The sequence below is a fragment of the Burkholderia sp. Z1 genome, from assembly GCF_014893795.1.
GTDB lineage: Bacteria > Pseudomonadota > Gammaproteobacteria > Burkholderiales > Burkholderiaceae > Burkholderia > Burkholderia theae.
Genome location: NZ_JACFYL010000002.1, coordinates 1354224 through 1379430 on the forward strand (window position 1 = coordinate 1354224; position 25207 = coordinate 1379430).

Annotated in this window: 22 protein-coding genes; 12 read left to right on the forward strand and 10 right to left on the reverse strand. The window is 69.9% G+C overall.

The features are described from left to right. Positions 1-22: 22 nt before the first annotated feature. The 4 genes from paaK to H3H55_RS23100 all read left to right on the forward strand — a co-directional run bounded on the left by paaK (position 23) and on the right by H3H55_RS23100 (position 4078). Positions 23-1336 (forward strand): phenylacetate--CoA ligase PaaK, encoded by a 1314-nt coding sequence (gene paaK, locus H3H55_RS23085; protein WP_193100355.1) that lies wholly within the window; start codon positions 23-25, stop codon positions 1334-1336. A gap of 38 nt (positions 1337-1374) precedes the next feature. Continuing rightward, the gene (locus H3H55_RS23090; protein ID WP_193100356.1) at positions 1375-2175 is read left to right on the forward strand and encodes an enoyl-CoA hydratase-related protein; all 801 of its coding nucleotides are present in this window, start codon (positions 1375-1377) and stop codon (positions 2173-2175) included. Positions 2176-2302: 127 nt separating this feature from the next. Then, positions 2303-2974: a MarC family protein gene (locus H3H55_RS23095; protein ID WP_048250875.1), complete on the forward strand. Its 672-nt coding sequence runs from the start codon at positions 2303-2305 to the stop codon at positions 2972-2974. A gap of 123 nt (positions 2975-3097) precedes the next feature. Next, positions 3098-4078 (forward strand): aldo/keto reductase, encoded by a 981-nt coding sequence (locus H3H55_RS23100; protein WP_193100357.1) that lies wholly within the window; start codon positions 3098-3100, stop codon positions 4076-4078. A 34-nt stretch (positions 4079-4112) separates the two neighbouring features. Here H3H55_RS23100 and H3H55_RS23105 read toward each other — a convergent pair whose 3' ends face one another. Both H3H55_RS23105 and H3H55_RS23110 read right to left on the reverse strand, forming a co-directional pair. Next, complete coding sequence (locus H3H55_RS23105) at positions 4113-4979, reverse strand: CPBP family intramembrane glutamic endopeptidase (protein ID WP_193100358.1); 867 nt, start codon at positions 4977-4979, stop codon at positions 4113-4115. A 92-nt stretch (positions 4980-5071) separates the two neighbouring features. After that, complete coding sequence (locus H3H55_RS23110; RefSeq protein WP_048250887.1) at positions 5072-5728, reverse strand: VC0807 family protein; 657 nt, start codon at positions 5726-5728, stop codon at positions 5072-5074. 318 nt (positions 5729-6046) lie between these two features. Here H3H55_RS23110 and H3H55_RS23115 point away from each other — a divergent pair, with 318 nt between their 5' ends. Further along, positions 6047-7258 carry a CynX/NimT family MFS transporter gene (locus H3H55_RS23115; RefSeq protein ID WP_193100359.1) on the forward strand — a complete coding sequence of 404 codons (1212 nt, stop codon included), beginning with the start codon at positions 6047-6049 and terminating at the stop codon, positions 7256-7258. 44 nt (positions 7259-7302) lie between these two features. Continuing rightward, on the forward strand, positions 7303-7788 hold the full coding sequence (locus H3H55_RS23120; RefSeq protein WP_193100360.1) for a DUF3331 domain-containing protein: 486 nt from the start codon (positions 7303-7305) through the stop codon (positions 7786-7788). Between the two features lie 24 nt (positions 7789-7812). On the opposite strand, the gene H3H55_RS23125 is transcribed toward H3H55_RS23120, so the two are convergent. Further along, complete coding sequence (locus H3H55_RS23125) at positions 7813-9015, reverse strand: GNAT family N-acetyltransferase (protein WP_193100361.1); 1203 nt, start codon at positions 9013-9015, stop codon at positions 7813-7815. A gap of 153 nt (positions 9016-9168) precedes the next feature. On the opposite strand from H3H55_RS23125, the gene H3H55_RS23130 reads away from it, so the two are divergent. The 4 genes from H3H55_RS23130 (at position 9169) to H3H55_RS23145 (ending at position 14578) form a co-directional block, all read left to right on the forward strand. Next, on the forward strand, positions 9169-10641 hold the full coding sequence (locus tag H3H55_RS23130) for a PLP-dependent aminotransferase family protein (RefSeq protein WP_193100362.1): 1473 nt from the start codon (positions 9169-9171) through the stop codon (positions 10639-10641). Between the two features lie 215 nt (positions 10642-10856). Beyond that, a complete protein-coding gene (locus H3H55_RS23135; RefSeq protein ID WP_193100363.1) occupies positions 10857-12443 on the forward strand; it encodes a trypsin-like peptidase domain-containing protein in 1587 nt (528 codons plus the stop codon). A gap of 227 nt (positions 12444-12670) precedes the next feature. Beyond that, positions 12671-13882, forward strand: coding sequence for an MFS transporter (locus H3H55_RS23140; RefSeq protein WP_193100364.1), 1212 nt, complete (start codon positions 12671-12673; stop codon positions 13880-13882). A gap of 150 nt (positions 13883-14032) precedes the next feature. Then, positions 14033-14578: a DUF4303 domain-containing protein gene (locus H3H55_RS23145; RefSeq protein WP_193100365.1), complete on the forward strand. Its 546-nt coding sequence runs from the start codon at positions 14033-14035 to the stop codon at positions 14576-14578. A gap of 57 nt (positions 14579-14635) precedes the next feature. Here the strand turns inward: H3H55_RS23145 and H3H55_RS23150 are convergent, their stop codons facing one another. The 7 genes from H3H55_RS23150 to cobA all read right to left on the reverse strand — a co-directional run bounded on the left by H3H55_RS23150 (position 14636) and on the right by cobA (position 20582). Beyond that, the gene (locus H3H55_RS23150) at positions 14636-15334 is read right to left on the reverse strand and encodes a fumarylacetoacetate hydrolase family protein (protein WP_193100366.1); all 699 of its coding nucleotides are present in this window, start codon (positions 15332-15334) and stop codon (positions 14636-14638) included. Between the two features lie 126 nt (positions 15335-15460). After that, positions 15461-16402: a helix-turn-helix transcriptional regulator gene (locus tag H3H55_RS23155; protein WP_048250863.1), complete on the reverse strand. Its 942-nt coding sequence runs from the start codon at positions 16400-16402 to the stop codon at positions 15461-15463. A 91-nt stretch (positions 16403-16493) separates the two neighbouring features. Further along, positions 16494-17282: a YkgJ family cysteine cluster protein gene (locus H3H55_RS23160; RefSeq protein WP_193100367.1), complete on the reverse strand. Its 789-nt coding sequence runs from the start codon at positions 17280-17282 to the stop codon at positions 16494-16496. A 61-nt stretch (positions 17283-17343) separates the two neighbouring features. Further along, positions 17344-17943, reverse strand: coding sequence for a uracil-DNA glycosylase family protein (locus H3H55_RS23165; protein WP_193100368.1), 600 nt, complete (start codon positions 17941-17943; stop codon positions 17344-17346). 102 nt (positions 17944-18045) lie between these two features. After that, the gene (locus H3H55_RS23170) at positions 18046-19098 is read right to left on the reverse strand and encodes a CmpA/NrtA family ABC transporter substrate-binding protein (RefSeq protein ID WP_193100369.1); all 1053 of its coding nucleotides are present in this window, start codon (positions 19096-19098) and stop codon (positions 18046-18048) included. A 5-nt stretch (positions 19099-19103) separates the two neighbouring features. Continuing rightward, positions 19104-19700, reverse strand: coding sequence for an ANTAR domain-containing response regulator (locus tag H3H55_RS23175; protein ID WP_129515077.1), 597 nt, complete (start codon positions 19698-19700; stop codon positions 19104-19106). Positions 19701-19820: 120 nt separating this feature from the next. Further along, entirely contained in the window at positions 19821-20582 is a 762-nt protein-coding gene (gene cobA, locus H3H55_RS23180) for a uroporphyrinogen-III C-methyltransferase (protein ID WP_193100370.1), read from the reverse strand. 650 nt (positions 20583-21232) lie between these two features. Here cobA and H3H55_RS23185 point away from each other — a divergent pair. Both H3H55_RS23185 and nirB read left to right on the forward strand, forming a co-directional pair. Next, positions 21233-22558: an MFS transporter gene (locus H3H55_RS23185; RefSeq protein ID WP_193100371.1), complete on the forward strand. Its 1326-nt coding sequence runs from the start codon at positions 21233-21235 to the stop codon at positions 22556-22558. Between the two features lie 21 nt (positions 22559-22579). Beyond that, a complete protein-coding gene (nirB, locus tag H3H55_RS23190; protein WP_193100372.1) occupies positions 22580-25177 on the forward strand; it encodes a nitrite reductase large subunit NirB in 2598 nt (865 codons plus the stop codon). The last annotated feature ends 30 nt before the right edge of the window (positions 25178-25207 follow it).

A 25207-nucleotide genomic window follows, 5' to 3' on the forward strand; every position in this document is an offset into this window, starting at 1 on the left:
CACTCCATTGGAGGAGCACCCCATGACTCACCCTGCCGCCGCCCTCGAGCCGATCGAGACCGCCAGCCGCGACGAACTGCAGGCGCTGCAGCTCGAGCGCATGAAGTGGTCGCTGCGCCACGCGTACGACAACGTTCCGCACTATCGCCGCACGTTCGATGCGGCGGGCGTGCATCCGGACGACCTGAAGACGCTCGCCGATCTCGCGAAATTCCCGTTCTCGACGAAGAACGACCTGCGTGACAACTATCCGTTCGGGCTTTTCGCGGTGCCGCGCGAGCAGGTCGTGCGCGTGCACGCGTCGAGCGGCACGACGGGCAAGCCGACCGTGGTCGGCTACACGGCGCGCGACATCGACACGTGGGCGAACGTGACCGCGCGCTCGATCCGCGCGGCCGGCGGCCGCCCGGGCGACACGCTGCACAACGCGTTCGGCTACGGGCTCTTCACGGGCGGCCTCGGCATTCACTACGGCGCGGAGCGGCTCGGCTGCATGGTCGTGCCGATGTCGGGCGGGCAGACCGAGAAGCAGGTGCAGCTGATCCGCGATTTCGAGCCGAAGATCATCCTCGTCACGCCGTCGTACATGCTGAACCTGATCGACGAGATGGTGCGGCAGGGGATGGACCCGGCCGAGTCGTCGCTGAAGATCGGCATCTTCGGCGCCGAGCCGTGGACGCAGGCATTGCGCGAGGAAGTGGAGACACGAGTGGGCATCGATGCGCTCGACATCTACGGGCTGTCGGAGGTGATGGGTCCGGGCGTCGCGTGCGAATGCGTCGAGACGAAGGATGGCCCGGTGATCTGGGAAGATCATTTCTATCCGGAGATCATCGATCCCGTCACGGGTGAAGTGCTGCCCGACGGCAGCCAGGGCGAGCTCGTGTTCACGTCGCTGACGAAGGAAGCGATGCCGGTGATCCGCTACCGCACGCGCGACCTCACCGCGCTGCTGCCGCCGACCGCGCGCGCGATGCGCCGTCTCGCGAAAATCACGGGCCGCTCCGACGACATGCTGATCGTGCGCGGCGTGAACGTGTTCCCGAGCCAGATCGAGGAGATCGTCGTTGCGCTGCCGCTGCTGTCGGGCCAGTTCCAGATCACGCTGTCGCGCGACGGTCACATGGACCGGCTCGACCTCGCGGTCGAGTTGCGCTCCGAAGCCGAAGCGTCCGTCACCGACGGCGATCGCGCGGCGCTTGCGCGCGAGCTGCAGCACCGGATCAAGACGATGGTCGGCGTGTCGTCCGGCGTGACGGTGCTCGCGGCCGGCGGCATTCCCGCGACCGCGACCGGCAAGGCCCGGCGTGTGATCGATCGCCGCCAGGCTGCCTGATTCCGATGATTGCCGTTCTACCCGAGGAAACCTGTTCGATGGATGGATTGAAGACCCTGGCCGTCGCGGTCGATGCGCGCGGCATTGCGACCGTCGCGCTGCAGCGCGGCGACGTGCTCAACGCGTTCGACGAGACAATGATCGCCGAGCTGACCGACGCGTTCACGGCGCTCGGCCAACGCGACGACGTGCGCGCGATCGTGCTGCGCTCGGACGGCCGCGCGTTCTGCGCGGGCGCCGACCTGCAGTGGATGCAGCGCGCGAGCGCGAACGACGCGGCCGCGAACCTGCGCGACGCGGAGCGGTTCGCCGCGATGATGCGCGCGATCCGGCAATGCCCGAAACCGACCGTGGCACGTGTGCAGGGCCACGCGTTCGGCGGCGGCGTCGGCCTGTGCGCGGCCTGCGACATCGTGATCGCGAGCGACCACGCGCGTTTTTCGGTCAGCGAGGCGCGTTTCGGGATCCTGCCGGCCGTGATCGGCCCGTATCTGGTCGAGGCGGTCGGCCAGCGCCAGGCGCGCCGGCTCGCGCTGACCGCGACGCAGCTCGCCGCCGGCGAAGCCGTCGCTATCGGCCTGATCCACCAGGCCGTGCCGCTCGACTTGCTCGACGAAACGCTCGAACGGACGCTCGCCGAACTGGGCCGCAACGGCCCGAATGCGCTGATGGAGATCAAGCACTTCTTCGACGCGATCGGCGAGTATCCGCCGTCGGACGCGCGCGCGGCGTTCACCGCGCAGACGATCTCCCGCGTGCGGGCGACGCCGGAAGCGAAGGAAGGCTTTTCCGCGTTCTTCGCGAAGCGGCCGCCGGCATGGGAGGCGGGCGCCGAATAACGAGCGACGGCGACGCTCGGCGGCGTTGCGGGCCCGGCCGCATTTTGCGTCTCGGGCCCGGGCGCTTGCTCTACAATGCGTGACCCCCGGCGCGCTGCCGGCCCAGCCCCGACCGATTCCTCGCCCGATGATCGTCAACCGCCTTATCTCCGAGATCCTGTTCGGCTTCACCGGCCTGATCGGCATCATCAATCCGATTGGCATCGCGTTCCTGTTTCTCGAGCGGACCGAGGCGCTCACCGAGCACGAGCGGGACCTGCTCGCGCGGAAGGTCGCGTTCAACGCGTTCATCGTGCTGATGGTCGCGTTCTTCGCCGGCACGCCCGTGCTGCATTTCTTCGGGATCTCGATGGAAGCGCTGCGGATCGGCGGCGGCCTGGCGGTCGCGGTGGCGGGCTGGCAGATGCTGAACGAGCCCGACGTGCCGGGCGGCGGCGATACGCCGGTCAAGCCGATCGACGCGAACGCGATCATGACGCGCGCGTTCTTCCCGCTGACCGTGCCGCTGACGGTCGGCCCCGGCTCGATCTCGACCGCGATCGCGCTGAACGCGAACCGCACGCACAAGCTGTCGGAATTCATGCTGTCGAGCATCGTGTCGATCGCCGTCTCCGTGCTGGTCGCCATCGTGATCTGGCAGACCTACAGCCGCGCCGCGCTGCTGTCGCGCTACCTCGGCACCGAAGGCACCAAGGTCGCGATGCGCGTGTCGGCGTTCCTGCTGCTGTGCATCGGCGTACAGATCATGCTGACCGGCTTCTCCGCGTTCCTGCAGCCGATCGCCGACCAGGTCAAATAAGCCGGTTCATCCTTTCCCGCCGCGCGGCCATACGCGTTCGCGCCGTGCGGGATAACATGCCACGTCTGGCGGATGCGCGATGCGCATCCGGCCGCAAACCCAACTTGAGTGGCGAGGCGCGCGATGGAATACGTGAAATTCGGGTCGACCGGGCTGGAAGTGTCGAAGCTGGTGCTGGGTTGCATGACGTTCGGCGAGCCGTTGCGCGGCACGCACCCGTGGACGCTGCCGGAAGCGGAGAGCCGCCCGATCATCCAGCGGGCGGTCGAAGCCGGCATCAACTTCTTCGATACCGCGAACATGTATTCGGACGGCACGTCGGAGGAGATCGTCGGCCGCGCGCTGCGCGATTTCACGAAGCGCGACGACGTCGTGATCGCGACCAAGGTGTTCTACCGGATGCGGCCGGGCCCGAATGGCGCCGGGTTGTCGCGCAAGGCGATCATGACCGACATCGACCAGAGCCTGCAGCGGCTCGGTACCGACTACGTCGATCTCTACCAGATTCACCGCTGGGATGACGGCACGCCGATCGAGGAGACGCTCGAGGCGCTGCACGACGTCGTGAAGGCCGGCAAGGCGCGTTATATCGGCGCATCGTCGATGTTCGCGTGGCAGTTCGCGAAGGCGCTGCACACGTCGAAGCAGAACGGCTGGACCCGCTTCGTCAGCATGCAGAACCACCTGAACCTGCTGTATCGCGAGGAAGAGCGGGAAATGTTGCCGCTGTGCGAAGCCGAGGGCATCGCGGTGATTCCGTGGAGCCCGCTCGCACGCGGCCGCCTGACGCGCAGCTGGGACGAATCGTCGGAACGGCAGCAGAAGGACGAAGTCGGCCAGCGGTTGTACGATGCGACGGCCGATGCGGACAAGGCGGTTGTCGAGGCCGTCGCGGCGATCGCCGCCGCGCGCAACGTGCCGCGCGCGCAGGTCGCACTCGCGTGGGTCGCGCAAAAGCGCTGCGTCACCGCGCCGATCGTCGGCATCTCGAAGCCGCATCAGCTGGACGATGCGCTCGGCGCGCTCCAGCTGAAGCTGACGGACGATGAAATCGCCACGCTCGAAAGCCCGTACGTGCCGCACGCGGTCGCCGGGTTCAACTGAACGCGGCATCGCCGGGCGGCGCCGCGCGCCGCGTTCAGTGCGCGGCCGCGAGCATCGGGTAGGTGAACAGCCCGAAGTGGACGACGTTCAGCCCCGCATGCGCGAGCGCGGATGCGAGCAGTCCGCCGCGCCGCCACGCCAGGCCGTAGCCGACGCCGGCCACCGTGCCGAGCACGATCCATGGCCAGCCGCCGGCCGCGTGCGCGGCGCCGAACAGCACCGCGCCGATCGCGAGCGCGGCCCACGGCCCCCACGCGAACGCGCGGAGCGCGCGCGTCAGCCCGCCTTGCACGTAGCCGCGGAACAGCGCTTCCTCGGCGAGCGTCACGAGCAGCAGGTTGTTCACGAGCCACAGCCAGCCGGACGGCGGCCATTTGGGCGCCCAGCCGACCATCCCGAACGCGAGCGCGCCGGCCAGGCACGCGGCGGCCGTCGCGACGGCCGCCACCGCGCCCGTGCGCAGCGCCCGTGACAGCGCGACGTCGGGGGCGACCCACGGCAACACCCACAGCAGCCACAGGCCGATGAGCGGCTTGTCGTAATTCAGGTACATCGTGAACGGCACGGCGTCCGGCGTGAAGCGCGTCGGCGCGATCACGCGCGGATTGTGGAAGCCGGGAATCAGGTGCAGGCTCAGCGCGATCGCGAGCGCGGCAAACACGATGTGCGCGGCGATGCGCACTGCGAGCGGGCGCGCGGGCAGCACGCCCCAGGCAGCCGCGGCCAGCAGCGCGAGCGGCGCCAGCGTGATCGGTGCGAGCTGGCCGAACGCGAGGGCGCCCGCATAGCCGAGCGCGGCAAGGCCGACGCTCAGGCCGTGCAGCGGGCGATGCCACGCGAATGCGGCGGCCGCGAACAGCGCGAGCCAGATCGTGGCACACGGAAGGAGCGAAAGGGACATAACGGGAGAGGCATGATTCGTCGGACGAGACGCCGCGCATCATACAGCAGGCACGGTGACAGGCCGCCGGGCCGGCGCCGGCCGGTCGGCCCTCAGCGGCCGGCGACCTCGGTGACGCCGTCGCGGCCGCCGATGTGGACGCTATTGCGCACGCGCATCCGCCGCCGGTACCAGAACGTCCACAGCAGCAGACAGCCGAACACGGTGTAGCCGATGATCGGCGACACGACCAGCACGCGCTCGACCGGCCACGTGATGACCATCCAGCAGCGCAGCAGCATTTCCAGCGTCATGAACCCGCCCCACACGAAGGTCATCCGCCGGAGCATCTGCCGGAGCCCGGGCTGGGCGGCCCAGACCGATTCGAAGTGCGCGGCGCCGCCGTCCATCTCGCGGGCGACCGTCGCGCGAGCGAGGTAGAAGATCAGCGGACGTTCGCGGAACAGCGACAGCAGGAACACGATGCCGATCGTGCCCGACGCGAGCGATTCGCGCATCAGCAGCGTGCGCGGGCTGCCGCCGAGCGCCATCCCGATGATCGACAGCGCGATGCCGAGCAGCACGATGGCCGCCACCGCGTCGACGCGGCGCGAGCGGATGAATTCGACGATCGACCAGATGATGGGGGGAACAGCCGACGCGTACAGCGCGCCGGTTTCGCCGAAATGCGGATGCGCGACCCGGTAGGCGACCCAGGGCAGCAGCAGGTTGACGAAGAGTTCGAGAATCAGTCCGGCTCGCGGTTTCACGGTGCGCAAGTCCACGCAGGTTGGGGCGAACGCACGGAGGGCGTGGTTGCCCGCGGTTGCCCCGAAAAGGGTTCGGTCCAGTATATCCAAGAATCGCGCGGGGCTGCGGGGTTGCAATGGCGGCTTGTGCCGGCGCGGGCGTCGCGCATTTGCGGCCGCCGGCAGCCCGAATCCCGCCCATTGCAGCGATCCGCGAAACGCAGCGTTGCGCACATTTCCCTTTACTTGAAGTTAACTTCAATTTGTATCATGTGCGCCAGTCCGATCGCGGCCGCGTGAGACATCCCGTTGCACGCGGCCGCTTCAACGGAGGTGGAGATGACCGAATCGTCTGTCGCGGCCGATGCCGCCGCGCTGCCGTCGCGCAGCTACCGGGCCGCCGTCGCGAACGTCGTGCTGGCGAGCATCGTGTCCGCGTTGCACGTCGGCAAGGCGACGATCGCGTTGCCGTCGCTCCAGCGCGAATTCGGTGGCTCGCTCGCCTCGCTGAGCGGGATCATGTCGGTGTTTCCGTTCGTCGGCGTGTTCGGCGGGATCGCGGTCGGGCTGCTGGTGCGCCGCTGGGGCGACCGGTTGCTGCTGATGACGGGCCTCGTCATCCTCGGACTATCGAGTCTCGCCGGCGCGTGGGCGGGCAGCTTCGCGCTGCTGCTGGCCACGCGCTTCGCCGAGGGGCTCGGTTTCGTGATCGTGGTCGTTGCCGCACCGGCCGTGCTGAATCGGGTGACGCCGCCCGAGCGGCGCAATCTCGCGTTCGGCCTGTGGAGCACGTTCATGCCGGCCGGCATGGCGCTGTCGATGCTGGTCGGGCCGCTGCTCGGCGGCTGGCGCAACGGCTGGCTCGCGGCCGCGGCGCTGACGTTCGTCGCGGCGGCCGCGGTGCCCGTCACGACGTCCGCCGACTCGCCGTCGCGGCAGGCGGCCGCGCCGCGCATCGGCGCCGCGCTGCGCGACGTGCTCGCGTCGCGCTCGACGACGCTGCTGGCGCTGGGCTTCGCGACCTACAACGTGCAGTTTTTCGCGGTGATGACGTTCCTGCCGGTCTTCCTGATGCAGCGCCTCGGCGTCGCGGTCGGCGCGGCGGGGCTGATCAGTGCGGCGATCGTCGCCGCGTGCGTGATCGGCAACCTGAGCGCCGGCTGGCTGCTGTCGCGCGGCGCGCGGCCGGGGATCGTGATGGCCGCGACGTCGGTCGCGATCGGCGCGGCAGGCGCTGGCCTGTTCAGCGCGGCGACACCCGCGCCGCTCGCGGTCGCGCTGGGTTTCGCGTTCTCGGCGATCGCGGGCATGTTGCCCGCGACGATCCTCGCGTGCGCGCCGGGCTCCGCGCCGTCGCCGTCGCTGGCGCCGCTCAGCATCGGCTGGGTCGTGCAGGGCAACTATCTCGGACAGGTGATCGGGCCGCTGACGATCGGCGCGATCGTCGGCGCGTTCGGCTGGTCGGGCGGCATCGGACTGATGCTCGCGGCGGCCGTCGCCGGCGCGGCGATCGGCCTGGCGCTGCTGCGCGAACCGATGGGCCGGCGCTGAGCGCCGCGCCTGGGCCGTTCAACCTGCACGGAAATCCGTCAAGCATGCTCAACACCATGGAAAGCCTGATCTGCGAAGAAGACGTGGCGTGCGATGCGCCCGCATCCGGCGAACACGATGCGGCACCGCTGCGCGGCGGTCATGTCGCGCATTCGCCGGTGACGATCGGTCATGCGCCGGCTCCGGAACATGTCGCGGCAGCGATCTCGCCGTTGCGCCCGCAACTGTTCGTCACGGTGCTGGAGGCCGGCGACGACAGCCTGCTGATTCGATGGGTCGAAAGTGGCCGTTGCCATTACGGCGAGCAACGCTGGCGCTTGCGGGTCGCGTTGCAGTCGGGGCGTTGCGCGATCTCGGGACGGCCGATCGAGCCGGGCGAGCCGGTGTTCCGGCCGGTGCGGCGGCCCGTGCCGGCCAACGGCGACGAGATGATCTGCCCGGCATCGGTGCCGGGCGCGGCTGGCGTGGCGTGCCCGGATCTTGCATCCGGGCACGACGATGCGCGGGATCCGGCCGACGTTCTCGACTGAACGCCGGCCGGCCGCGCAACCGCGTTACTTGTTCAGGTCCTTCCGGTACTGGATGAACCCCGCATTGTTCGCGAGCCTGTCGTACAGCGCGCGCGCGGTCGTGTTGGTTTCGTGCGTGAGCCAGTACACGCGGCTCGCGCCGGCTTCGCGGGCATGTTCGTACACGGCCTCGATCAGCGCGCCGCCCGCGCCTTGCCCGCGTGCGTCGGCCGCCGTGTAGAGATCCTGCAGATAGCAGTACGGCCCTTCGGTCCAGCACGAGCGGTGGTAGATCGAATGCACGATCCCGACCAGCGTGCCCGATGCGTCGAATGCGCCGAGCACGAACATCGGTTCGGCCGGGTCCATCAGGCGGGCCCACGTCGTCGCGAACACCGCGTCGCTCAGCGCGGTGTCGTAGAACTTCTGATAACCCTGCCACAACGGGCGCCACGCGGCTTCATCGGCGGCGACCAGCGGGCGTACCGTGACACGCGTCGCGTCGTTCGCGCGGCCGGCCGCATCTCGGGCGCTGGCCTGCGCATGGCGGATCGCGGTGAGCGACTGGCGCTGCTCGCCCTGCGCGTCGAAGTTCTCCGGCGCGAGCCACGCGTCGAACGCGGCGCGGACGTGCGGCCATTCGCCGTCGATGATAGAGAACCACGCGGTGTCGCGATTGCGGCCCCGGTAGATGATCGCTTGCCGGAACGTGCCTTCGTAGCGGAAGCCGAGCCTTGCGGCCGCCTTGCGAGACGGCGCGTTCAGGTCGTCGCACTTCCATTCGTAGCGCCGGTAGCCGAGCGTGTCGAACGCGTACTTCATCAACAGGAACTGCGCTTCGGTCGACACGGGCGTGCGCTTGAGCCGCGGCGAGAACGTGACGGAGCCGACTTCGATCACGCCGTTGGCTGGATCGATGCGCATCAGCGCGAGCGTGCCGACCGCGCGGCCGGTGGCGCGGTCGATCACCGTGTAGTGCAGCGGATCGGCGCTCGCCTGCGCGCCGCGTGCGTAGTCGCGGTAGCTCGACTCGTCGGCGTACGGGCCGTGCGCGAGATAGGTCCAGTCGCTGCCGTCGGGCGCCTGTGCGTAGGCGGCGTACAGGTCGGCCGCGTGGCGTTCGGCGTCGAGCGGCTCGAGCCGGCAGTAGCGGCCTTCGAGCACGATGCGCTCGGGGCGCGGGCGCGCGGACCAGTCGGGAACGGGGTGGCCGATGGGCTGTTGGAAGGCGTTGGTCAGCGTGGACAAGGTCGATCTCGCTTCGGTTGGCGGCCGGCGACATGCCGGCATGCAGACGATCGTAGTCGCGCCGAGGTACCATGAGAAGCGCCAGCCTTCGGCAAATTTATGGTGCCACGGTCCGTGCCCCGTGTTTCGCCCCTTTCACGTTGCGATGTTCCGATGACGACTGCCTTTCCTTCCGGCGACGCCCCGTTGCTGCCGCTCGACGCGCCGCTGGCGCGCACACCGGACGCGCCTTCGCTGCAGCGCCAGTTGCTGCGCCGCGTGCGCGACGCGATTCTCGGCGGCGCGATGCCGGCAGGCACGCGGCTGCCCGGCACGCGCGCGCTGGCCGAAACGCTCGGCGTGTCGCGCAACACGACGGCTGCCGTCTACGAGCAACTCGTCGCCGAAGGTTTCCTGCAGTCCGACCGCCGCGGCACGCGCGTCGTCGGGCTGTCGCGGCCCGCGCCGCCGCGCCGGCGTGCCGCGCCGCCGGCCGTCGCGCAGCGGCTCGGCCGGATCCGCCCGAGCCTCATCGGCACCGGTGAATCGGAGGGCTTCCGGCCGGGCGTGCCCGCGCTGTCGCATTTCCCGGTGGATGCGTGGCGGCACGCGATCGATCGCGCGCTGCGCCGCGCCGGCCGCGACCTGCTCGCGTACGGCGATCCGCTCGGCGAGCGCGCGCTGCGCGAATCGATCGCGCGCCACCTTGCCGTGACGCGCGGCGTGCGCTGCGATCCCGAGCAGATCGTGATCACGGAAGGCGCACAGGGCGCGATCTCGCTGTGCGCGCAGTTGCTGACGAATCCGGGCGATACGGTGTGGGTCGAGGAGCCCGGCTATCGCGGCGCGCGCACCGCGATGCAGGCGGCCGACCTCGACGTCGTGCCGATGCCGGTCGATACGGAAGGGTTGCGCGCGGAAGAGGACGACTGGCGCGAGCGGCCGCCGCGCCTCGTCTATACGACACCGTCGAACCAGTTCCCGACCGGCGCCGTGCTGTCGATCTCGCGCCGGCTCGCGCTGATCGATGCCGCGCGCCGGCATCGCGCGTGGATCATCGAGGACGACTACGACAGCGAATTCCGTCACACCGGCGAGCCGATCGGCGCGATGCACGGGCTCGCGCCCGATTCGCCCGTCGTTTATCTCGGCTCGTTCAGCAAGACGATGTTTCCGGCGCTGCGGATCGGCTTTCTCGTGCTGCCCGACGCGCTGCTGGCCGCTGTGCGGACGGTGCTGCCGGAGATGCTGCGCGGCGGAACGCGCCATGTGCAGCTCGCGCTGGCGGATTTCATCGAGACGGGGGAATACGGCCGGCATCTCGGGCGGATGCGCCGGCTGTATCGCGACCGGCGGCGCTTGCTGCTCGCCGCGCTCGACGGCAGCCTGAGCGTGCCGCACCAGGTCGAGGGGGGGCCGTGCGGATTGCATCTCGCGCTGCGGCTGCCCGCGCGTTATCGCGACCGCGCGATCGTCGACGCGGCGCGCGCGCACGGTATCGGGCCGTTTCCGCTGTCGGGGTTTTCGATCGATGCGGCACGGGCGGGCAACGGGCTCGTGCTCGGTTTCGGCAATACGTCGGCCGATGCGTTCGAGCCGATGTTGCGGATGGTGTCGGCGATCGCGGAGCGGGTCGCCGGGGATTGAACCGTTGCCGGACTTGTGCGGATTGACGAATCGCGCACTTTGTCCGGAACGAGCGCCATCGCGGCTTCGCGGCCGTCGCACCACCCGGCATGCGGGTTTCGATTCATCTGTTCGAACAGGCCGCGTGGAGTATAAATGGATGCGTGTACCGGTGCTTGTCGGGCGCCTGCGCGTCTCGCGCAGGTCCGCGCCGCGACTGCCGGGGGAGGTGCACCGTGGTTCGCCAGACGCTTGCTCGCGCCGTGTTTCACACCGCGCTGTTGGGAGGCGCGTTCGCCTTTTTTGTGTCGACGCCGCCGGCCGCCATGGCGGGGAGCGTCGCGCAGCCCGCCACACCCCCCGTCATAAAGGCCAGGCCGGCCGCCGCGCCTTATGCGATGCCGGTCGATTTTCCCGCGATCGTCGACCGCTACGGCCCGGCGGTCGTGACCATCATGACCGCAGCGCCCGACCAGCAGGCCGGCGGCCCGTCCTTCGCGATCCTCGATCCCGACGATCCGCTCGCCGCGTTCTTCCGGCACGGTGCGCCGCCGCCCGCGCAGGGCCCGCAGGCGCAGGCGCCGGCACCCGACACGTCGCCGCGCGCGGTGTCGGGCAGCGGCTCGGGCTTCATCGTCAGCGCCGACGGCCTGATCCTGACGTCCGCGCACGTGGTCGACGACGCGACCGACGTGACGGTGCGGCTCACCGACCGCCGCGAATTCAAGGCGACGGTGCTGGCCGTCGATCCGCAAAGCGACGTCGCCGTATTGCGTGTCAACGCAACGAAGCTGCCGTTCGTGCGCATCGGCGATTCGGCAAAGGTGCGGGCGGGCGAACCGGTGATGACGATCGGTGCGCCGGACGGATCGGGCAACACGGTCACGGCCGGCATCGTCAGTGCGACGTCGCACCGGCTGCCGGACGGCAGCGCGTTTCCGTTCTTCGAAACCGATATCGCACCGAATCCCGACAACTCGGGCGGCCCCGTGTTCAACCGCGCGGGCGACGTGATCGGCATCGTGGTGGAGGTCTATACGGGCGCCGATCGCTACGCGAGCACGACGTTCGCAATCCCGATCGCGTTCGCCGCCAAGGTGCGCGCGCAGCTACAGGCACAGATGCAGGCGCAACAGGCGCAGCAGGCACCCGCGCCGGGCGCGCCGTCCGGCAACGCGTTCGGTCTCGACGTGCAGGATGTCGGCATCGGGCTGGCCGCGGCGTTCGGGTTGCCGCGTCCGGCGGGCGCGCTCGTCAACGGCGTCGCGCACGGCTCGCCGGCCGCCGCGGCCGGCGTGAAGCCCGGCGACGTGATCGTGAAGCTGGGCGACAAGGCGATCGGCCACTCGGCCGAACTGAACGACCTGGCCGCCGCGCTGCCGCCGGGCCAGAAGGCGCCGCTGCGCGTGATTCGCAAGCGCGCGCCGGTGATGCTGACGATTACGGGCGCCGACGAGGCGGCCGGCACCGCAGGCGCGACGGTCGGCATGGCCGCGCCGATGGCCGCGGCACGACCGGGGCCAGCGCCGGGAGCGGGACCGGCGGCGGGTGACGGTGGCGACCGTCTCGGGCTGACGATGCACGCGCTGAGCGACGACGAGCGCCGTTCGACGGGGCTCGCGGTCGGGATGATGGTCGACGCGGTGCACGGCCCGGCGGCGAACGCGGGCATCCAGCCGGGCGACGTCGTGCTGGAGCTTAACGACACGCTGCTGGAGACACCGGACGACGTGCCGTCGCTCGAAGCGAACGGCGGCAGCGTGATCGCCGTGCTGATCCAGCGCAACAACGCGCGGAAGTTCGTGTCGGTGCGTGCGCGTTAACGCGTTGACGCGGTTGGCGTCGTCCGCCTACCATCGTCCGATATCGCTGGCAGTCAACCAGGCATTCAGGAGCCATCCGGCATGAAAGCGGCATTCATCATCGTAGTCGTACACAGGCGCAGGGTCCGGTAGCGGCACCGCGCCGGCACCCCTGCGCCCCCGACTCGTTCGGGGGCTTTTTTTTGCATTGCGCACGGCCATGCGGCGCGTGCGCGGAGGGCATCCGCTTGCAAACGAACCTGCCGATCGCTTCCGAACCCGCGTCGCCGAGGCACGCGACGCTGATCCTGCTGTGCGCGTTCTCGGTGCTGCCGCTGAGCCTGTTCCTGCCGTCGCTGCCGGCAATCGCGCGCGACCTGCACGCCGACTATGCGCTCGTTGCGCTGTCGCTCGGCGGGTACGCGGCGGTGGCCGCGTCGCTCGAGTTCGTGATGGGGCCGCTGTCGGACCGGTTCGGGCGAAGGCCGATCGTGCTGACGAGCGTCGGCGTGTTCGCGCTCGGCTCGCTCGGCTGCGCGATGGCGACCGATATCCGCGTGTTTCTCGCGTGCCGGGTGATGCAGGCGGCCATCACGTCGGTCTATCCCGTGTCGATGGCGACGATCCGCGACGCCGGTGGCGGCAGCCGCGCGGCGAGCCGGATCGGCTATGCGGCGATGGCGGCCGCGTTCGCGCCGATGCTGGGCCCGACGCTCGGCGGCGTGCTCGACCAGTCGGTCGGCTGGCGCGCGAGCTTCTGGCTGCTCGGCGCGGCCGGCATCGCGTTGTTCGGCTGGTGCGTGTTCGATCTCGTCGAAACCCATACGAACCGGTCGTCGAGCCTCGGGCGGCAGCTGCGCGCGTATCCGGCGCTGCTCCGTGCGCGTCGTTTCTGGGCCTACGCGCTGTGCATGGCGTTTTCGACCGGCTCGTTCTACGCATTCCTGGCCGGCGCGCCGCTCGCCGCGAAAACGGTGTTCGGCATCGCGCCGGCGGAGATCGGCTTCTACATGGGGACGATCACGGCCGGTTTCGTGTGCGGCAGCTTTCTGGCCGCGCGTTACGCGCGCCGCTTCGCGCTGGCCACGACGATCCTGTGCGGACGCGTCGTCGCGTGCGCGGGGCCGCTGATCGCGCTCGCGCTCGTATCCGGCGGCGCGACGCATCCGATCGCATGGTTCGGGCCGTGCGTGCTGGTCGGCATCGGCAACGGGCTGAGTAATCCTGGGGCGCATGCGGGCGCGGTGTCGGTGCGCCCGGATCTGGCGGGCAGCGCGTCGGGGCTGGCCGGCGCGATGACGATCGCCGGCGGCGCCGCGCTTTCGTCGCTGACCGGCGCAGTGCTGACGGCCGGCAACGCGGGTTTTGCGCCGCTCGCGATGATGCTGCTGTCGGCCGCGATCGCGCTGGTGGCCGCGGTCTGCGTGCGTGTGTTCGATGCGCGGGACGCCGGACGGTGAACGCAGGCGCGGCATGCCGAAGCGCGAAAAGGTGGGCCTGCTACCGTGTGACAGACGATTGGCGGACAATTCGGCCCATGTCGGGAGACGACGAACCCTCCGCAAGCCGTATTCCCCGACGCATGCGAAGGGCGAATGAACGAGGTAACGATGGACGACTTTTCTGATTTCCAGCGGGACATTGCCGACGCTGCGCGGGCCACCTTCAACGCGCTGCGCGCACTGCACCCGGACGAGCATTTCTACGCGTTCGCGCTTTATACGGACAGCGGCGCGATGACGGTGGTGCCGGCGGCCAATTCGGTCGAAGGGCTGAGCCGGATCCGCACGCAACAGGCGATCGCCGATGACGATCGGGACCCGTGGTACACGTGGGGCTTTTCGGAGTGGGCGTACGCGGCGGCGGAAGCGTCGCCGTTCAATGCAATCTGCGGAAAGCTGGCCGATGCCGTGCTGAGCCCGCAGTTTGTCCGGTCGAGATTCGTGGAATTTTCCCGGCAACTCCACGCGGACATGATCGAGGCGTTGCGGCTGCTCGATCGCGACGGCCTGTTCGGCACCGGCGAGGCCAGGGCGGCCATCACGCTGTTCGTATCGATCAGCGACGACGATGCGGCCGAGGCGCTGGAAAACGAATCGGCGAAAGCGCTGAATCCGCCGGCCGTCGTCGAAACGTTCCTGCGCCGCTACGACTGACCGGAAGCGGGACAGGGCATGGCGGCTACCGGACGGGCGGCCGCCATGCCTGCGTCGTCAGGGCTTCGCGCCCATCACGAACTCGAACGTCGCGATACCGTCGACGCCGCCTGTCACGCGGTCGCCCGGCTGCAGCGCGCCGACGCCGGCCGGCGTGCCGGTGAAGATCAGGTCGCCGGCCTTCAGTTCGACCGAGCGCGACACGTAAGCGATGACGTCGGGCACGGCCCAGATCATGTCGGCCAGATCGCCTTGCTGGCGCGTTTCGCCATTGACCGCGAGCCAGACGCGGCCCGTTGCCGGGTGGCCGGTGGCCGCAGCCGCGCGCAGCGCGGTCACGGGGCCCGATGCGTCGAAGCCCTTCGCCCAGTCCCACGGACGGCTCAGCTTCTTCGCTTCGGCCTGCAGGTCGCGACGCGTGAGGTCGACGCCGACGCCGTAGCCCCACACGTGCGACAGCGCGTCGGCCGGGGCGATCGACCGGCCGTCCTTGCCGATCGCGACCACCAGCTCGATTTCATGATGGAGGTCGTTCGTCAGCGGCGGATACGGGACGGTGCCGCTTGCGGGGACGATCGCGTCGGCCGGCTTCGTGAAGAAGAACGGCGGTTCGCGGTCGGGATCGGCGCCCATTTCCCGGGCGTGGTCGGCGTAGTTGCGGCCGACGCAGAATACGCGGCGCACCGGAAAGCGCGCGGACGCTTGTTCGACTTCGACGGAAGGACGCTCGGCGGCGTCGATGACATAGGCGGACATCGGATGGCCTCGTTCGGTAGGAAGACGGATGCCGGCGCCCGTGCGGCGCACGGGCCGGCATGCATGCAACGATACCGGACGCGCGTGCGGCCGGATGCGACGCAAGTGCGTTTTACCGGGACAAAACTACGCGTCGGCGGCCGCCGGCGCATCGTCGCCGGCCGGCAACGCGGCGTTCGCGTCGCGGTAGGCCTTCGGCGACACGCCGACCCGCGCGCGAAAGCGCCGCGCGAAATACCCTTCGTCGCGGAAGCCGACCGAGCGCGCGATGTCCGCGATGCGTCGGCTCGTATGGGCCAGCAGCGATTGCGCGAGCGCGATCCGGCGCTCGGTCACGAGATCGGTGAAGGTGCTGCCGGTTTCCTTGCGGACCAGGTGCGCGAGATAGTTCGGCGACAGGAACGCGGCCTCGGCGGTCGCGGCGAGCGTCAGGTCCTCGCGGGTCAGGTTCGCGCGCACGTGCCGCAGCACCCGCGCGAGTGCGTCGCGCCGGCCCGCGCGCTGGGCGCCGCGCTGCGCGAGCTTGTCGAGTGCGCCCGCGTATTGCGTGCAGACGAGCCCGATCAACTGCAGCAGGTAGCCGCGCAGCAGCGTGGTCGAGCCGAACGTGCGCACGCGATCGGTGTCGAGCATGCACAGCGCGAGGCGGCGCGCTTCGTCGTAGGTGTCGCCGGTCAGGATGAAGTCGAGATGTTCCTGGAAGCGGAACGGCGTCAGCTCGGGGAAGCGCTGCGCGGGCACATCCTCGAGATCGAGCGGATCAACGTCGAGATCGGCGCGCAGGAACGCCTGGCTGAAGTTGATCACGATGAAGTGCGCGCCTTCCGGATGCGGGATCAGATGCTCGCGGTGCGGCAGCACGAACGCGAGCGCGCCGCGCGGAAACGGCCGCGTGACGCCGCCGATCCGCTGCTCGGTGTCGCCGCCGAGATTGAACTGGATCTGGAAATACGCGTGCCGGTGCGGCTCGGTGATCGCCTGGCGCGACGCCTGGTCGCGGATGTAGAAATCGAGCCGGTCGCTGCGTTCGGGCATCCCGTACAGGCGCGGCGGGGCGGTGGAGGGCATGAAGGATTCTGCTGTTCGTGACGCGGTTGAGCCGCGATGGTACAGCGAACCGGGCGCGGCCGGAATGTGTGGCGGCCGTGCCCGGTGGCGATCAGGCGTCCGGATGGAAGCCGAGATAGCGGGTGTCCGGGCCGGCCAGGCTAGCGGCAAGCCGGCTCGACGCGTCGACCGACGCGAGTGCATCCGTCGTCGCCGCGCGGTTCGACACCAGCGTCCATGCGAGCGTGTCGTCGGCGGCCACCATCGGCGTCGCGAGCAGATCCGTCAGCGCGGCGAGCAGCGCGGGCGCGGGCGGCGCATGAATCACGAACCCTTCATTGGCCACGGCCGCCGTGTCGATCCCCAGCACCGCGCACAGCCGTGCGCGCAGCGGCGTCTCGGCTTCGCTCGCCGCTCGCGAGCGCGCAATGCTCTCGCGCGTGTCCGCGTCGACGATCGTGCCGCCGCGGATCAGCGGCGTCTGCTGCCATGCGTCGGACGGGCATTCCTTGCCGCCGGGCGTCAGCGGCACGAACGGATTGATCTCGGCCGGGTAGATCCGGCACACGAGCGGGCGTTCGTCGTAGATCCCGCAACGCAGATCGTCGCGCAGGTTCGGGCAGGGCCCTGCATGGGCGGCGGTGAGCACCACCGTGACGCGCACGGGCAACGAGCCGCTGAGCGCGGGAGTCGAACGGGCGCGCTTGTAGGCGGCGAACGCGTTGTCGGGCTCGGGTTCGACGAGCCATGGCATCGCGTCGCACAGCAGCTCCACGTGACCGCCGCGCCGCAGCCACGCGATCGCCTCGCCGATCGTCAGGGGAATGCGCAGGTCGCGGCAGCATCCGCCGCAGCCGGTGCAGGCGAAGTCGATGTCGGGGACGGTGACGGTATCGTTCATGGGGTGTGTATCGGGGTTTCGGGCGCGCCGCGAAGCATCGCGACGCCGCCGGTGGTTTCGTTCATCGGTCGAGCAGCGGTGCCACGCGGCGGCGCAGCTCGGGCACGACGTCGGCGTCGAACCACGGATGGTGCTTGAACCACGCCTGGTTGCGCGGCGACGGATGCGGCAGCGGCAGCACGTCGGGGCCGTAGTCGCGCCATGCGTGCACGGTGTCGGTGAGCGTCGCCTTGCGCGTGTCGCGCAGGAAATGCCGCTGCGCGTACTGGCCGATCAGCAGCGTCAGCCGGATCGACGGCAGTTCGGCGATCAGCCGGTCGATCCACAGCGGCGCGCATTCGGGGCGCGGCGGGTTGTCGCCGCTCGCGCCGCGGCCGGGGTAGCAGAAGCCCATCGGCACGATCGCGAAACGCGTCTCGTCGTAGAAGGTGTCGGCGTCGACGCCGAGCCACTCGCGCAGCCGCTTGCCGCTCGCGTCGTCCCACGGGATGCCGCTAGCATGGACGCGTGCGCCCGGCGCCTGCCCGACGATCAGGATCCGTGCGTCGCGATGGGCGCGCACGACGGGGTGCGGGCCGAGCGGCAGCTCGGCTTCGCAGACGCGGCACGCGCGGATTTCGGTGAGCAGCACGTCGAGCGGCGCGTGCATTCGTTTCGGCATCGATTCGGATCGGGGACGGAGTGGCCATGCAGTGTCGCCCGGGTGGCCGGAGCGGCGTGGTGTCGCGCCGGCGCGCGCGCCGCATGCATCACGCGGCGCGCATCAAACCCGCGACGGGCCCGATGCGCCGCCTTCGGCGACGGCAGCATCATACAACGCGGTCTGCGCGATCGCCGCGGCGATTTCCGTGTCGTCGTGCGAACCGTCGAGCATGCCCCAGCGCCGGTATTGCGACAGGAACCACCGGGCTTCGAGCGGATCGGGCCGGTTCACGGCGCCGCCGTCGTGGAAGCGGATCGGCAGCGGCGGCTCGGCGTAAGGCCCCGCGCCGTAGTCGCCGAGCAGGCGCGGCGCGATCAGCCGGGCCGGCACGCCGAGCGCGTCGGGCGACGCGAGCCAGTCGGCCGCCTCGCGGCGGTGCGCCGGGCTGTCGAGCCATGCGCACGCATCGACGAGCGTGCGGATCAGCGCGCGCGCGGTGGCTGGATACAGTGCGACGAAGTCGCGCCGGGCCGCGAGCACCTTCTCCGGATGATCGGGCCAGATCTCGCTGGTGACGGCGACGGTCCGGCCCGCGCCGCAGGCGTCGGCCACCGCATGCCACGGCTCGCCCGCGCAGAAGCCGTCGAGTTCGCCGTTCGCGAGCGCGGCGACCATCTCGGGCGGCGGGATCACGACGCTGCGCACGTCGCGCAGCGGATCCACGCCGTGCGACGCGAGCCAGTGATTCAGCCACATCGCGTGCGTGCCGGTCGGGAATGTCTGCGCGAGGAGCGGCTTGCGGCCGAGCGTCGCGAGTGCCGCGCGCACGCTGCCGCTTGCGCGGTACGCGTCGGCGAGGCTGCGCGAAAACGTGATCGCCTGGCCGTTGCGGTTCAGCACCATCAGCGCGGCCATGTCGGCCTGCGGGCCGCCGATGCCGAGCTGCAGCCCGCAGACGAGCCCGTACAGCGCATGCGCGGCGTCGAGCTCGCCGCTCAGCAGCTTGTCGCGCACGGCGGCCCACGACGGCTGGCGGTGCAGTTCGAGCGTCAGGCCGTGCGACGCGCCGAGGTCCAGGCGCTGCGCGACGATCAGCGGGGCCGCGTCGCTCAATGCGACGAAGCCGAGGCGAAGATGCGCGCGTTCCGGCGCGGCGGGGGGCGAAGTATTCATGGCGGTCATGGCTGAGGTGTCGCGTCGAGCAGTTGCCGCGCGACGTCGACGATGCGCAGGCCCTGATCCATCGCGCGCTTGCGCAGCGCCGCGTACGCGTCGTGCTCGGACAGCCTGCGCTGGTCCATCAGCACGCGTTTCGCGCGATCGATGAGCTTGCGCTCGGCGAGTTCGCGCTCGACGTCGGCGAGCCGGCGACGCAGCGCATCGTCGTGCGAGAAGCGCGCGAGCGCGACTTCGAGAATCGGCGCGAGGCGCTCGGCCGACAAGCCTTCGACGAGATACGCGCTGACGCCCGCGCCGACTGCCGCGCGGATCAGCGCCTGGTCGCCGTCGTGGCTGAACATCAGCACCGGGCGCGGCGCGGTCGCATGCATCACCGCGAGTTGCTCGAGCGTATCGCGCGATGGCGAATCGGTATCGATGATCACGACGTCGGGGCGCTGCTCCTCGACGGCCGCCGGCAGGCGCGCGGGCGTCGCGACGTCGTTCAGCATCTCGTAGCCGAGGCGTGCGAGCGCGTCGCCGAGTTCGCCGATCGGCTTGTCGGTGTCGGTGACGAGCAGCACGCGCAGGCGGGCGGATGGGGCAGACGAACTCATGAGGCGAGCAGCAGGGGCGGCGAAGCTTCAGCGCAAGGCGCGAACGATGGATGCCGGCCGCAAGCGCGGCCGGCGTTGACGGCAAGGGGGAGCGGCTGAAGCCGCGCGATGCCGCGCATGCTAGGCGGCCCGGGACAGCGCCGCTTCGCCGGCGGCATCCGCGCACTGCACGGCGGCTGCGCCGATCGCGCCGCCGACGAGGATCACGGCCGGGCTGCCGAGCCGCGCTTCGTCGATGCCGCGCGCGAGACCGCCGAGCGTGCCGGTCCAGCGGCGTTCGTCGGGCGTGCCGGCCCATTGCACGGCCGCGGCCGGCGTCGCAGCCGGCAGCGCGGCGAGCAGGCCCGCGGCAATGCTGTCGACACGGCTCATCCCCATGTAGATCGCGAGCGTGGTGCCGGTCGCCGCGAGTCGCGACCAGTCGGGTTCGCCGTGGTCCTGGCGGTGCGCGGTGACGAACGTGACGCCCTGGCAGTGCTCGCGATGCGTGAGCGAGATGCCGAGACTCGCGGCGGCCGCGAATCCCGACGAAATTCCGTTGACGATCTCGACCGGAATCGCGGCGGCGCGCAGCGTCGCGAGTTCTTCGCCGGCACGCCCGAACAGCAGCGCGTCGCCGCCTTTCACTCGGACCACGTGCGCGCCGCGCTGAGCGTAGCGGCGCATCAGCCGCTCGATGAACGCCTGCGGCGTGGAGCGGCAGCCGCCGCGCTTTCCGACGCGGATGACGCGCGCCTGCGGTGCGAGTTCGACGATGCCGGGTGCGACGAGATCGTCGAGCAGCAGCACGTCGGCGGCGGCCAGCGCCTTCACGGCCTTCAGCGTGAGGAGATCGGGATCGCCGGGGCCGGCGCCCAGCAGCGTGACTTTGCCAGTCGTCATGTCGTGTTCCAGTGCCGCGTGCGTGCGGCGGTCGTTAATGCATTGTCGGCGTGGCGGCGGGCGGTCGAAGCACACGGGCGTCCGGCCGTGCCGCGCACGGGGGGACGCCGTTGTCCGGATGGGCCCGCGGTGAACGACGGGCAAGGTTTGCGGGGACTGCCCACCGGCGCCGTTGCCGGTGTGATGCAGAAGGTCCAGCAATATCCGGGCCAGCCGCCAACACGCGCGGCGGGCGCGTCGCGCAACGCAACACGAGACGGCCGCAGACCTGCCTGCGACTGCCGCGCGCGGGCAGACGCCATGCCGCAACGGCGTGCATCGTGCCCCGTCAGCGCGCACCGCGATGTCGCACGGCGACAGTGCTGCAGCGCACCACATCTGTGCCTCGCTGCATCACGGCGCATCGCGCGCCGTGGGCCGGACGGCCTCGCGCGCTGGCCGGCGAGCTTTGCGCGGCGGGGCTGCCGGCCCGATTCGGGCCGACATGGCACGGCGTTTGCGTAAGCTGGTTCGGGCGGATCAACGGCGATTCGTCCGCAGTACCGATTACAGACGCGCCCGGCAACGGGCTTCATGGGCAACGGCGTCCTACACATCGGGTCTCGACGAGACCGGGTGTGCAGGACGCCGTTTTTCGTTTGGCGGATGACATGACCGACAAAGCTACCCGTATCGATCTCTTCAGCTTCCGCACCGCGCCAATGCGCGCGTTCCACCTGACGTGGATGGCGTTCTTCGTCTGTTTCTTCGCGTGGTTCGCGTGCGCGCCGCTGATGCCGCTCATCGCGCGCGAATTTCACCTGACGGCGGCACAGGTCGCCAACATCAACATCGCCGCGGTGGCCGCGACGATCGCCGTCCGGCTGCTGGTCGGCCCGCTGTGCGACCGCTTCGGCCCGCGCCGCGTGTATGTCGGCCTGCTGCTGCTCGGCGCGATCCCCGTGTTCGCCGTGTCGTTCACGCACGACTATCTGTCGTTCCTGATCTGCCGCCTCGGTATCGGCGCGATCGGCGCGGGTTTCGTGATCACGCAGTACCACACGTCGGTGATGTTCGCGCCGAACGTGGTCGGTACCGCGAACGCGACGACGGCCGGCTGGGGCAATGCGGGCGCGGGCGCGACGCAGGCGCTGATGCCGCTGCTGGTTGCCGCCGGCCTGATGCTCGGCTTCGGCGATGACTCGTCGTGGCGCATCGCGCTCGTCGTGCCGGGCGTCGCGATGCTCGTGATGGCATGGGCGTACTGGCGCTTCACGCAGGATTGCCCGCAAGGCGACGTCATTGCGCTGCGCAAGGAAGGCGTGACGGTCGACAGCGGCAAGAAGGGCGGCTGGGCGAGCTTCTTCGCCGCGTGCGGCAACTATCGCGTGTGGATGCTGTTCGTCACGTACGGCGCGTGCTTCGGCGTCGAGGTGTTCATCCACAACATCGCCGCGCTTTACTACGTCGATCACTTCAACCTGTCGCTGAAGGACGCGGGTTTCGCGGTCGGCCTGTTCGGGCTGCTCGCGCTGTTCGCCCGCGCGCTCGGCGGCTGGCTGTCCGACAAGATCGCCGCGCGGCGCAGCCTCGACGTGCGCGCGACGCTGCTGTGCGCGCTGATCGTCGGCGAAGGGCTCGGGCTGATCTGGTTCTCGCATGCGCAAAGCATCGGCATCGCGCTCGTCGCGATGCTGACCTTCGGCCTCTTCACGCACATGGCGTGCGGCGCGACCTACGCGCTGGTGCCGTTCATCGACCGCAAGGCGCTCGGCGGCGTCGCGGGGATCGTCGGCGCGGGCGGCAACGTCGGCGCGGTCGCCGCGAGCTTCCTGCTGAAGGGCGTCGGCGACGTGCAGCACACGCTGAGCGTGCTCGGCCTCGCCGTCACCGCGACCGCGCTGTGCGCGATGGCCGTGCGCTTCAGCGACGAACACAAGGCACGCGAAGCCGAGCTGCGCGACCGCGCGCTGGCCGCCGGCAGCGTCGCCAACTGATCGACCGAAGGAAACGTCATCATGAAACTCATCGTCATCGGCCACGGCATGGTCGGCCACAAGCTCCTCGAATGCGTCGCGGCGGAAGCGGGCGCGGCGGGCGCACTGCAGGTCACCGTGCTCGGCGAGGAACCGCGCCCGGCCTACGATCGCGTGCACCTGTCGGAGTTCTTCGCGGGCAAGTCGGCGGACGACCTGTCGCTCGTCGAACCCGGCTTCTTCGAGCGTCATCCGCAGTTCGACCTGCGCCTGAACGCCTGCGTCGCGTCGATCGACCGCGCCGCGCATACGGTCACGCTCGCGTCGGGCGAAACGCTCGCGTACGACAAGCTGGTGCTCGCGACGGGTTCGCGCCCGTTCGTGCCGCCGATGCCGGGGCATGATCGCGCGGGCTGCTTCGTGTATCGGACGATCGAGGATCTCGAAGCGATGCAAGCATGCGGCACGCACGCGAAGCGCGGTGTCGTGGTCGGCGGCGGGCTGCTCGGCCTCGAATGCGCGAAGGCGCTGCGCGACATGGGGCTCGACACGCACGTCGTCGAATTCGCGCCGCGGCTGATGGCCGTGCAGGTCGACGACGGCGGCGGCCGGATGCTGCGCGCGAAGATCGAGGCGCTCGGCGTGACCGTGCATACGGGCAAGAACACGCTCGAGATCGTCGACGGCGAGGAAGGCACGCACCGGATGGCGTTCGCCGACGGCACCCACCTCGACGCCGACATGATCGTGTTCTCCGCCGGCATTCGCGCACGCGACGAACTGGCGCGCGCCTGCGGGCTCGAAACCGGCCCGCGCGGCGGCGTCGCGATCGACGATGCATGCCGCACCAGCGACGCCGACATCTACGCGATCGGCGAATGCGCGGCATGGAACGGCATGGTGTACGGCCTCGTGGCGCCCGGTTACGACATGGCGCGCGTGGTCGCGAAGCAGCTCGCCGGCAGCGCCGACGAGACGGGCACGGCCGCGTTCGCGGGCGCCGACATGAGCACGAAGCTGAAGCTGATGGGCGTCGACGTCGCGAGCATCGGCGACGCGCACGGCACGACGGCCGGCAGCCGCACCTACCAGTACGCGGACGAGCGCCGCCAGGTCTACAAGAAGCTCGTGGTGTCCGATTGCGGCAAGTTCCTGCATGGCGCGGTGATGGTCGGCGACGCGGCCGAATACGGCACGCTGCTGCAGATGATGCTGAACCGCATCGAGTTGCCCGAGTCGCCCGAATTCCTGATCCTGCCGTCGTCGGACGGTGTCGCGAAGCCGGCGATCGGTGTCGACGCGCTGCCGGACGGCGCACAGATCTGCTCATGCAACAACGTGTCGAAGTCGCAGATCTGCACGGCGGTCGCCGACGGTGCGACGAGCCTCGGCGCGCTGAAGTCGTGCACGGGCGCCGGCACGTCGTGCGGCGGCTGCGTGCCGCTCGTCACGCAGATCATGAAGGCCGAGATGAAGAAGCAGGGCCTCGCGGTCAACAACCATATCTGCGAGCACTTTCCGCATTCGCGCCAGGAGCTGTTCCACCTGATCCGCGTCGAACGCATCACGACGTTCGACGAACTGCTCGCGAAGCACGGCCACGGGCTGGGCTGCGACGTGTGCAAGCCGGCCGTCGCGGGCATCCTCGCGTCGTGCTTCAACGAGTTCGTGCTGAAGAAGGAACATGCCGGGCTGCAGGATTCGAACGACTACTACCTCGCGAACATCCAGCGCGACGGCACGTATTCGGTGGTGCCGCGCATGCCGGGCGGCGAGGTCACGCCGGAAGGGCTGATCGCGGTCGGCCAGGTTGCGCAGAAGTACGGGCTCTATACGAAGATCACGGGCGGCCAGCGCGTCGACCTGTTCGGCGCGCGCGTAGAGCAACTGCCGTCGATCTGGGAAGAACTGATCGCGGCCGGCTTCGAATCGGGCCACGCGTACGGCAAGGCGTTGCGCACCGTGAAGTCGTGCGTCGGTTCGACGTGGTGCCGCTACGGCGTCGACGATTCGGTCGGCCTCGCGATCGACTTCGAGAACCGCTACAAGGGCCTGCGCGCGCCGCACAAGATCAAGTTCGGCGTGTCGGGCTGCACGCGCGAATGCGCGGAAGCGCAGGGCAAGGACGTCGGGATCATCGCGACCGAGAAGGGCTGGAACCTGTACGTGTGCGGCAACGGCGGGATGAAGCCGCGCCACGCGGAGCTGCTCGCGTCCGACCTCGACCGCGACACGCTGGTCCGCTACATCGATCGTTTCCTGATGTTCTACGTGCGCACGGCCGACCGCCTGCAGCGCACGAGCGTATGGCGCGACAACCTCGAAGGCGGCCTTGACTACCTGATCGACGTCGTCGTGCACGACAAGCTCGGGATCGCGGCCGAACTCGAAGCCGACATGCAGCATGTGGTCGACACCTATGAATGCGAGTGGAAGAAGGCCGTGACCGATCCCGAGACGCGCAAGCGCTTCCGCCACTTCGTGAACAGCGACGCGCCGGACGCGAACATCGAATTCGTCGAGACGCGCGGCCAGATCCGCCCCGCGACGCCCGGCGAGCGCGTGCGCGGCAAGCCCGTGACGATTCCCGTCGTTGTCGAAGGCGCGACGCAGGCCGTGACCGAATCCGCAACCGTTTGACCCTGACCGACACCAGCGTCTTTTCCAAGG

What these genes read in the sequence shown, in the direction of transcription:
- paaK (WP_193100355.1), top strand. Translation starts at nt 23, where the DNA reads ATGACTCACCCTGCCGCCGCCCTCGAGCCGATCGAGACCGCCAGCCGC.
- H3H55_RS23090 (WP_193100356.1), top strand. Translation starts at nt 1,375, where the DNA reads ATGGATGGATTGAAGACCCTGGCCGTCGCGGTCGATGCGCGCGGCATT.
- H3H55_RS23095 (WP_048250875.1), top strand. Translation starts at nt 2,303, where the DNA reads ATGATCGTCAACCGCCTTATCTCCGAGATCCTGTTCGGCTTCACCGGC.
- H3H55_RS23100 (WP_193100357.1), top strand. Translation starts at nt 3,098, where the DNA reads ATGGAATACGTGAAATTCGGGTCGACCGGGCTGGAAGTGTCGAAGCTG.
- H3H55_RS23105 (WP_193100358.1), bottom strand. Translation starts at nt 4,979, where the DNA reads ATGTCCCTTTCGCTCCTTCCGTGTGCCACGATCTGGCTCGCGCTGTTC.
- H3H55_RS23115 (WP_193100359.1), top strand. Translation starts at nt 6,047, where the DNA reads ATGACCGAATCGTCTGTCGCGGCCGATGCCGCCGCGCTGCCGTCGCGC.
- H3H55_RS23120 (WP_193100360.1), top strand. Translation starts at nt 7,303, where the DNA reads ATGCTCAACACCATGGAAAGCCTGATCTGCGAAGAAGACGTGGCGTGC.
- H3H55_RS23130 (WP_193100362.1), top strand. Translation starts at nt 9,169, where the DNA reads ATGACGACTGCCTTTCCTTCCGGCGACGCCCCGTTGCTGCCGCTCGAC.
- H3H55_RS23145 (WP_193100365.1), top strand. Translation starts at nt 14,033, where the DNA reads ATGGACGACTTTTCTGATTTCCAGCGGGACATTGCCGACGCTGCGCGG.
- H3H55_RS23150 (WP_193100366.1), bottom strand. Translation starts at nt 15,334, where the DNA reads ATGTCCGCCTATGTCATCGACGCCGCCGAGCGTCCTTCCGTCGAAGTC.
- H3H55_RS23155 (WP_048250863.1), bottom strand. Translation starts at nt 16,402, where the DNA reads ATGCCCTCCACCGCCCCGCCGCGCCTGTACGGGATGCCCGAACGCAGC.
- H3H55_RS23160 (WP_193100367.1), bottom strand. Translation starts at nt 17,282, where the DNA reads ATGAACGATACCGTCACCGTCCCCGACATCGACTTCGCCTGCACCGGC.
- H3H55_RS23165 (WP_193100368.1), bottom strand. Translation starts at nt 17,943, where the DNA reads ATGCCGAAACGAATGCACGCGCCGCTCGACGTGCTGCTCACCGAAATC.
- H3H55_RS23170 (WP_193100369.1), bottom strand. Translation starts at nt 19,098, where the DNA reads ATGAATACTTCGCCCCCCGCCGCGCCGGAACGCGCGCATCTTCGCCTC.
- H3H55_RS23175 (WP_129515077.1), bottom strand. Translation starts at nt 19,700, where the DNA reads ATGAGTTCGTCTGCCCCATCCGCCCGCCTGCGCGTGCTGCTCGTCACC.
- cobA (WP_193100370.1), bottom strand. Translation starts at nt 20,582, where the DNA reads ATGACGACTGGCAAAGTCACGCTGCTGGGCGCCGGCCCCGGCGATCCC.
- H3H55_RS23185 (WP_193100371.1), top strand. Translation starts at nt 21,233, where the DNA reads ATGACCGACAAAGCTACCCGTATCGATCTCTTCAGCTTCCGCACCGCG.
- nirB (WP_193100372.1), top strand. Translation starts at nt 22,580, where the DNA reads ATGAAACTCATCGTCATCGGCCACGGCATGGTCGGCCACAAGCTCCTC.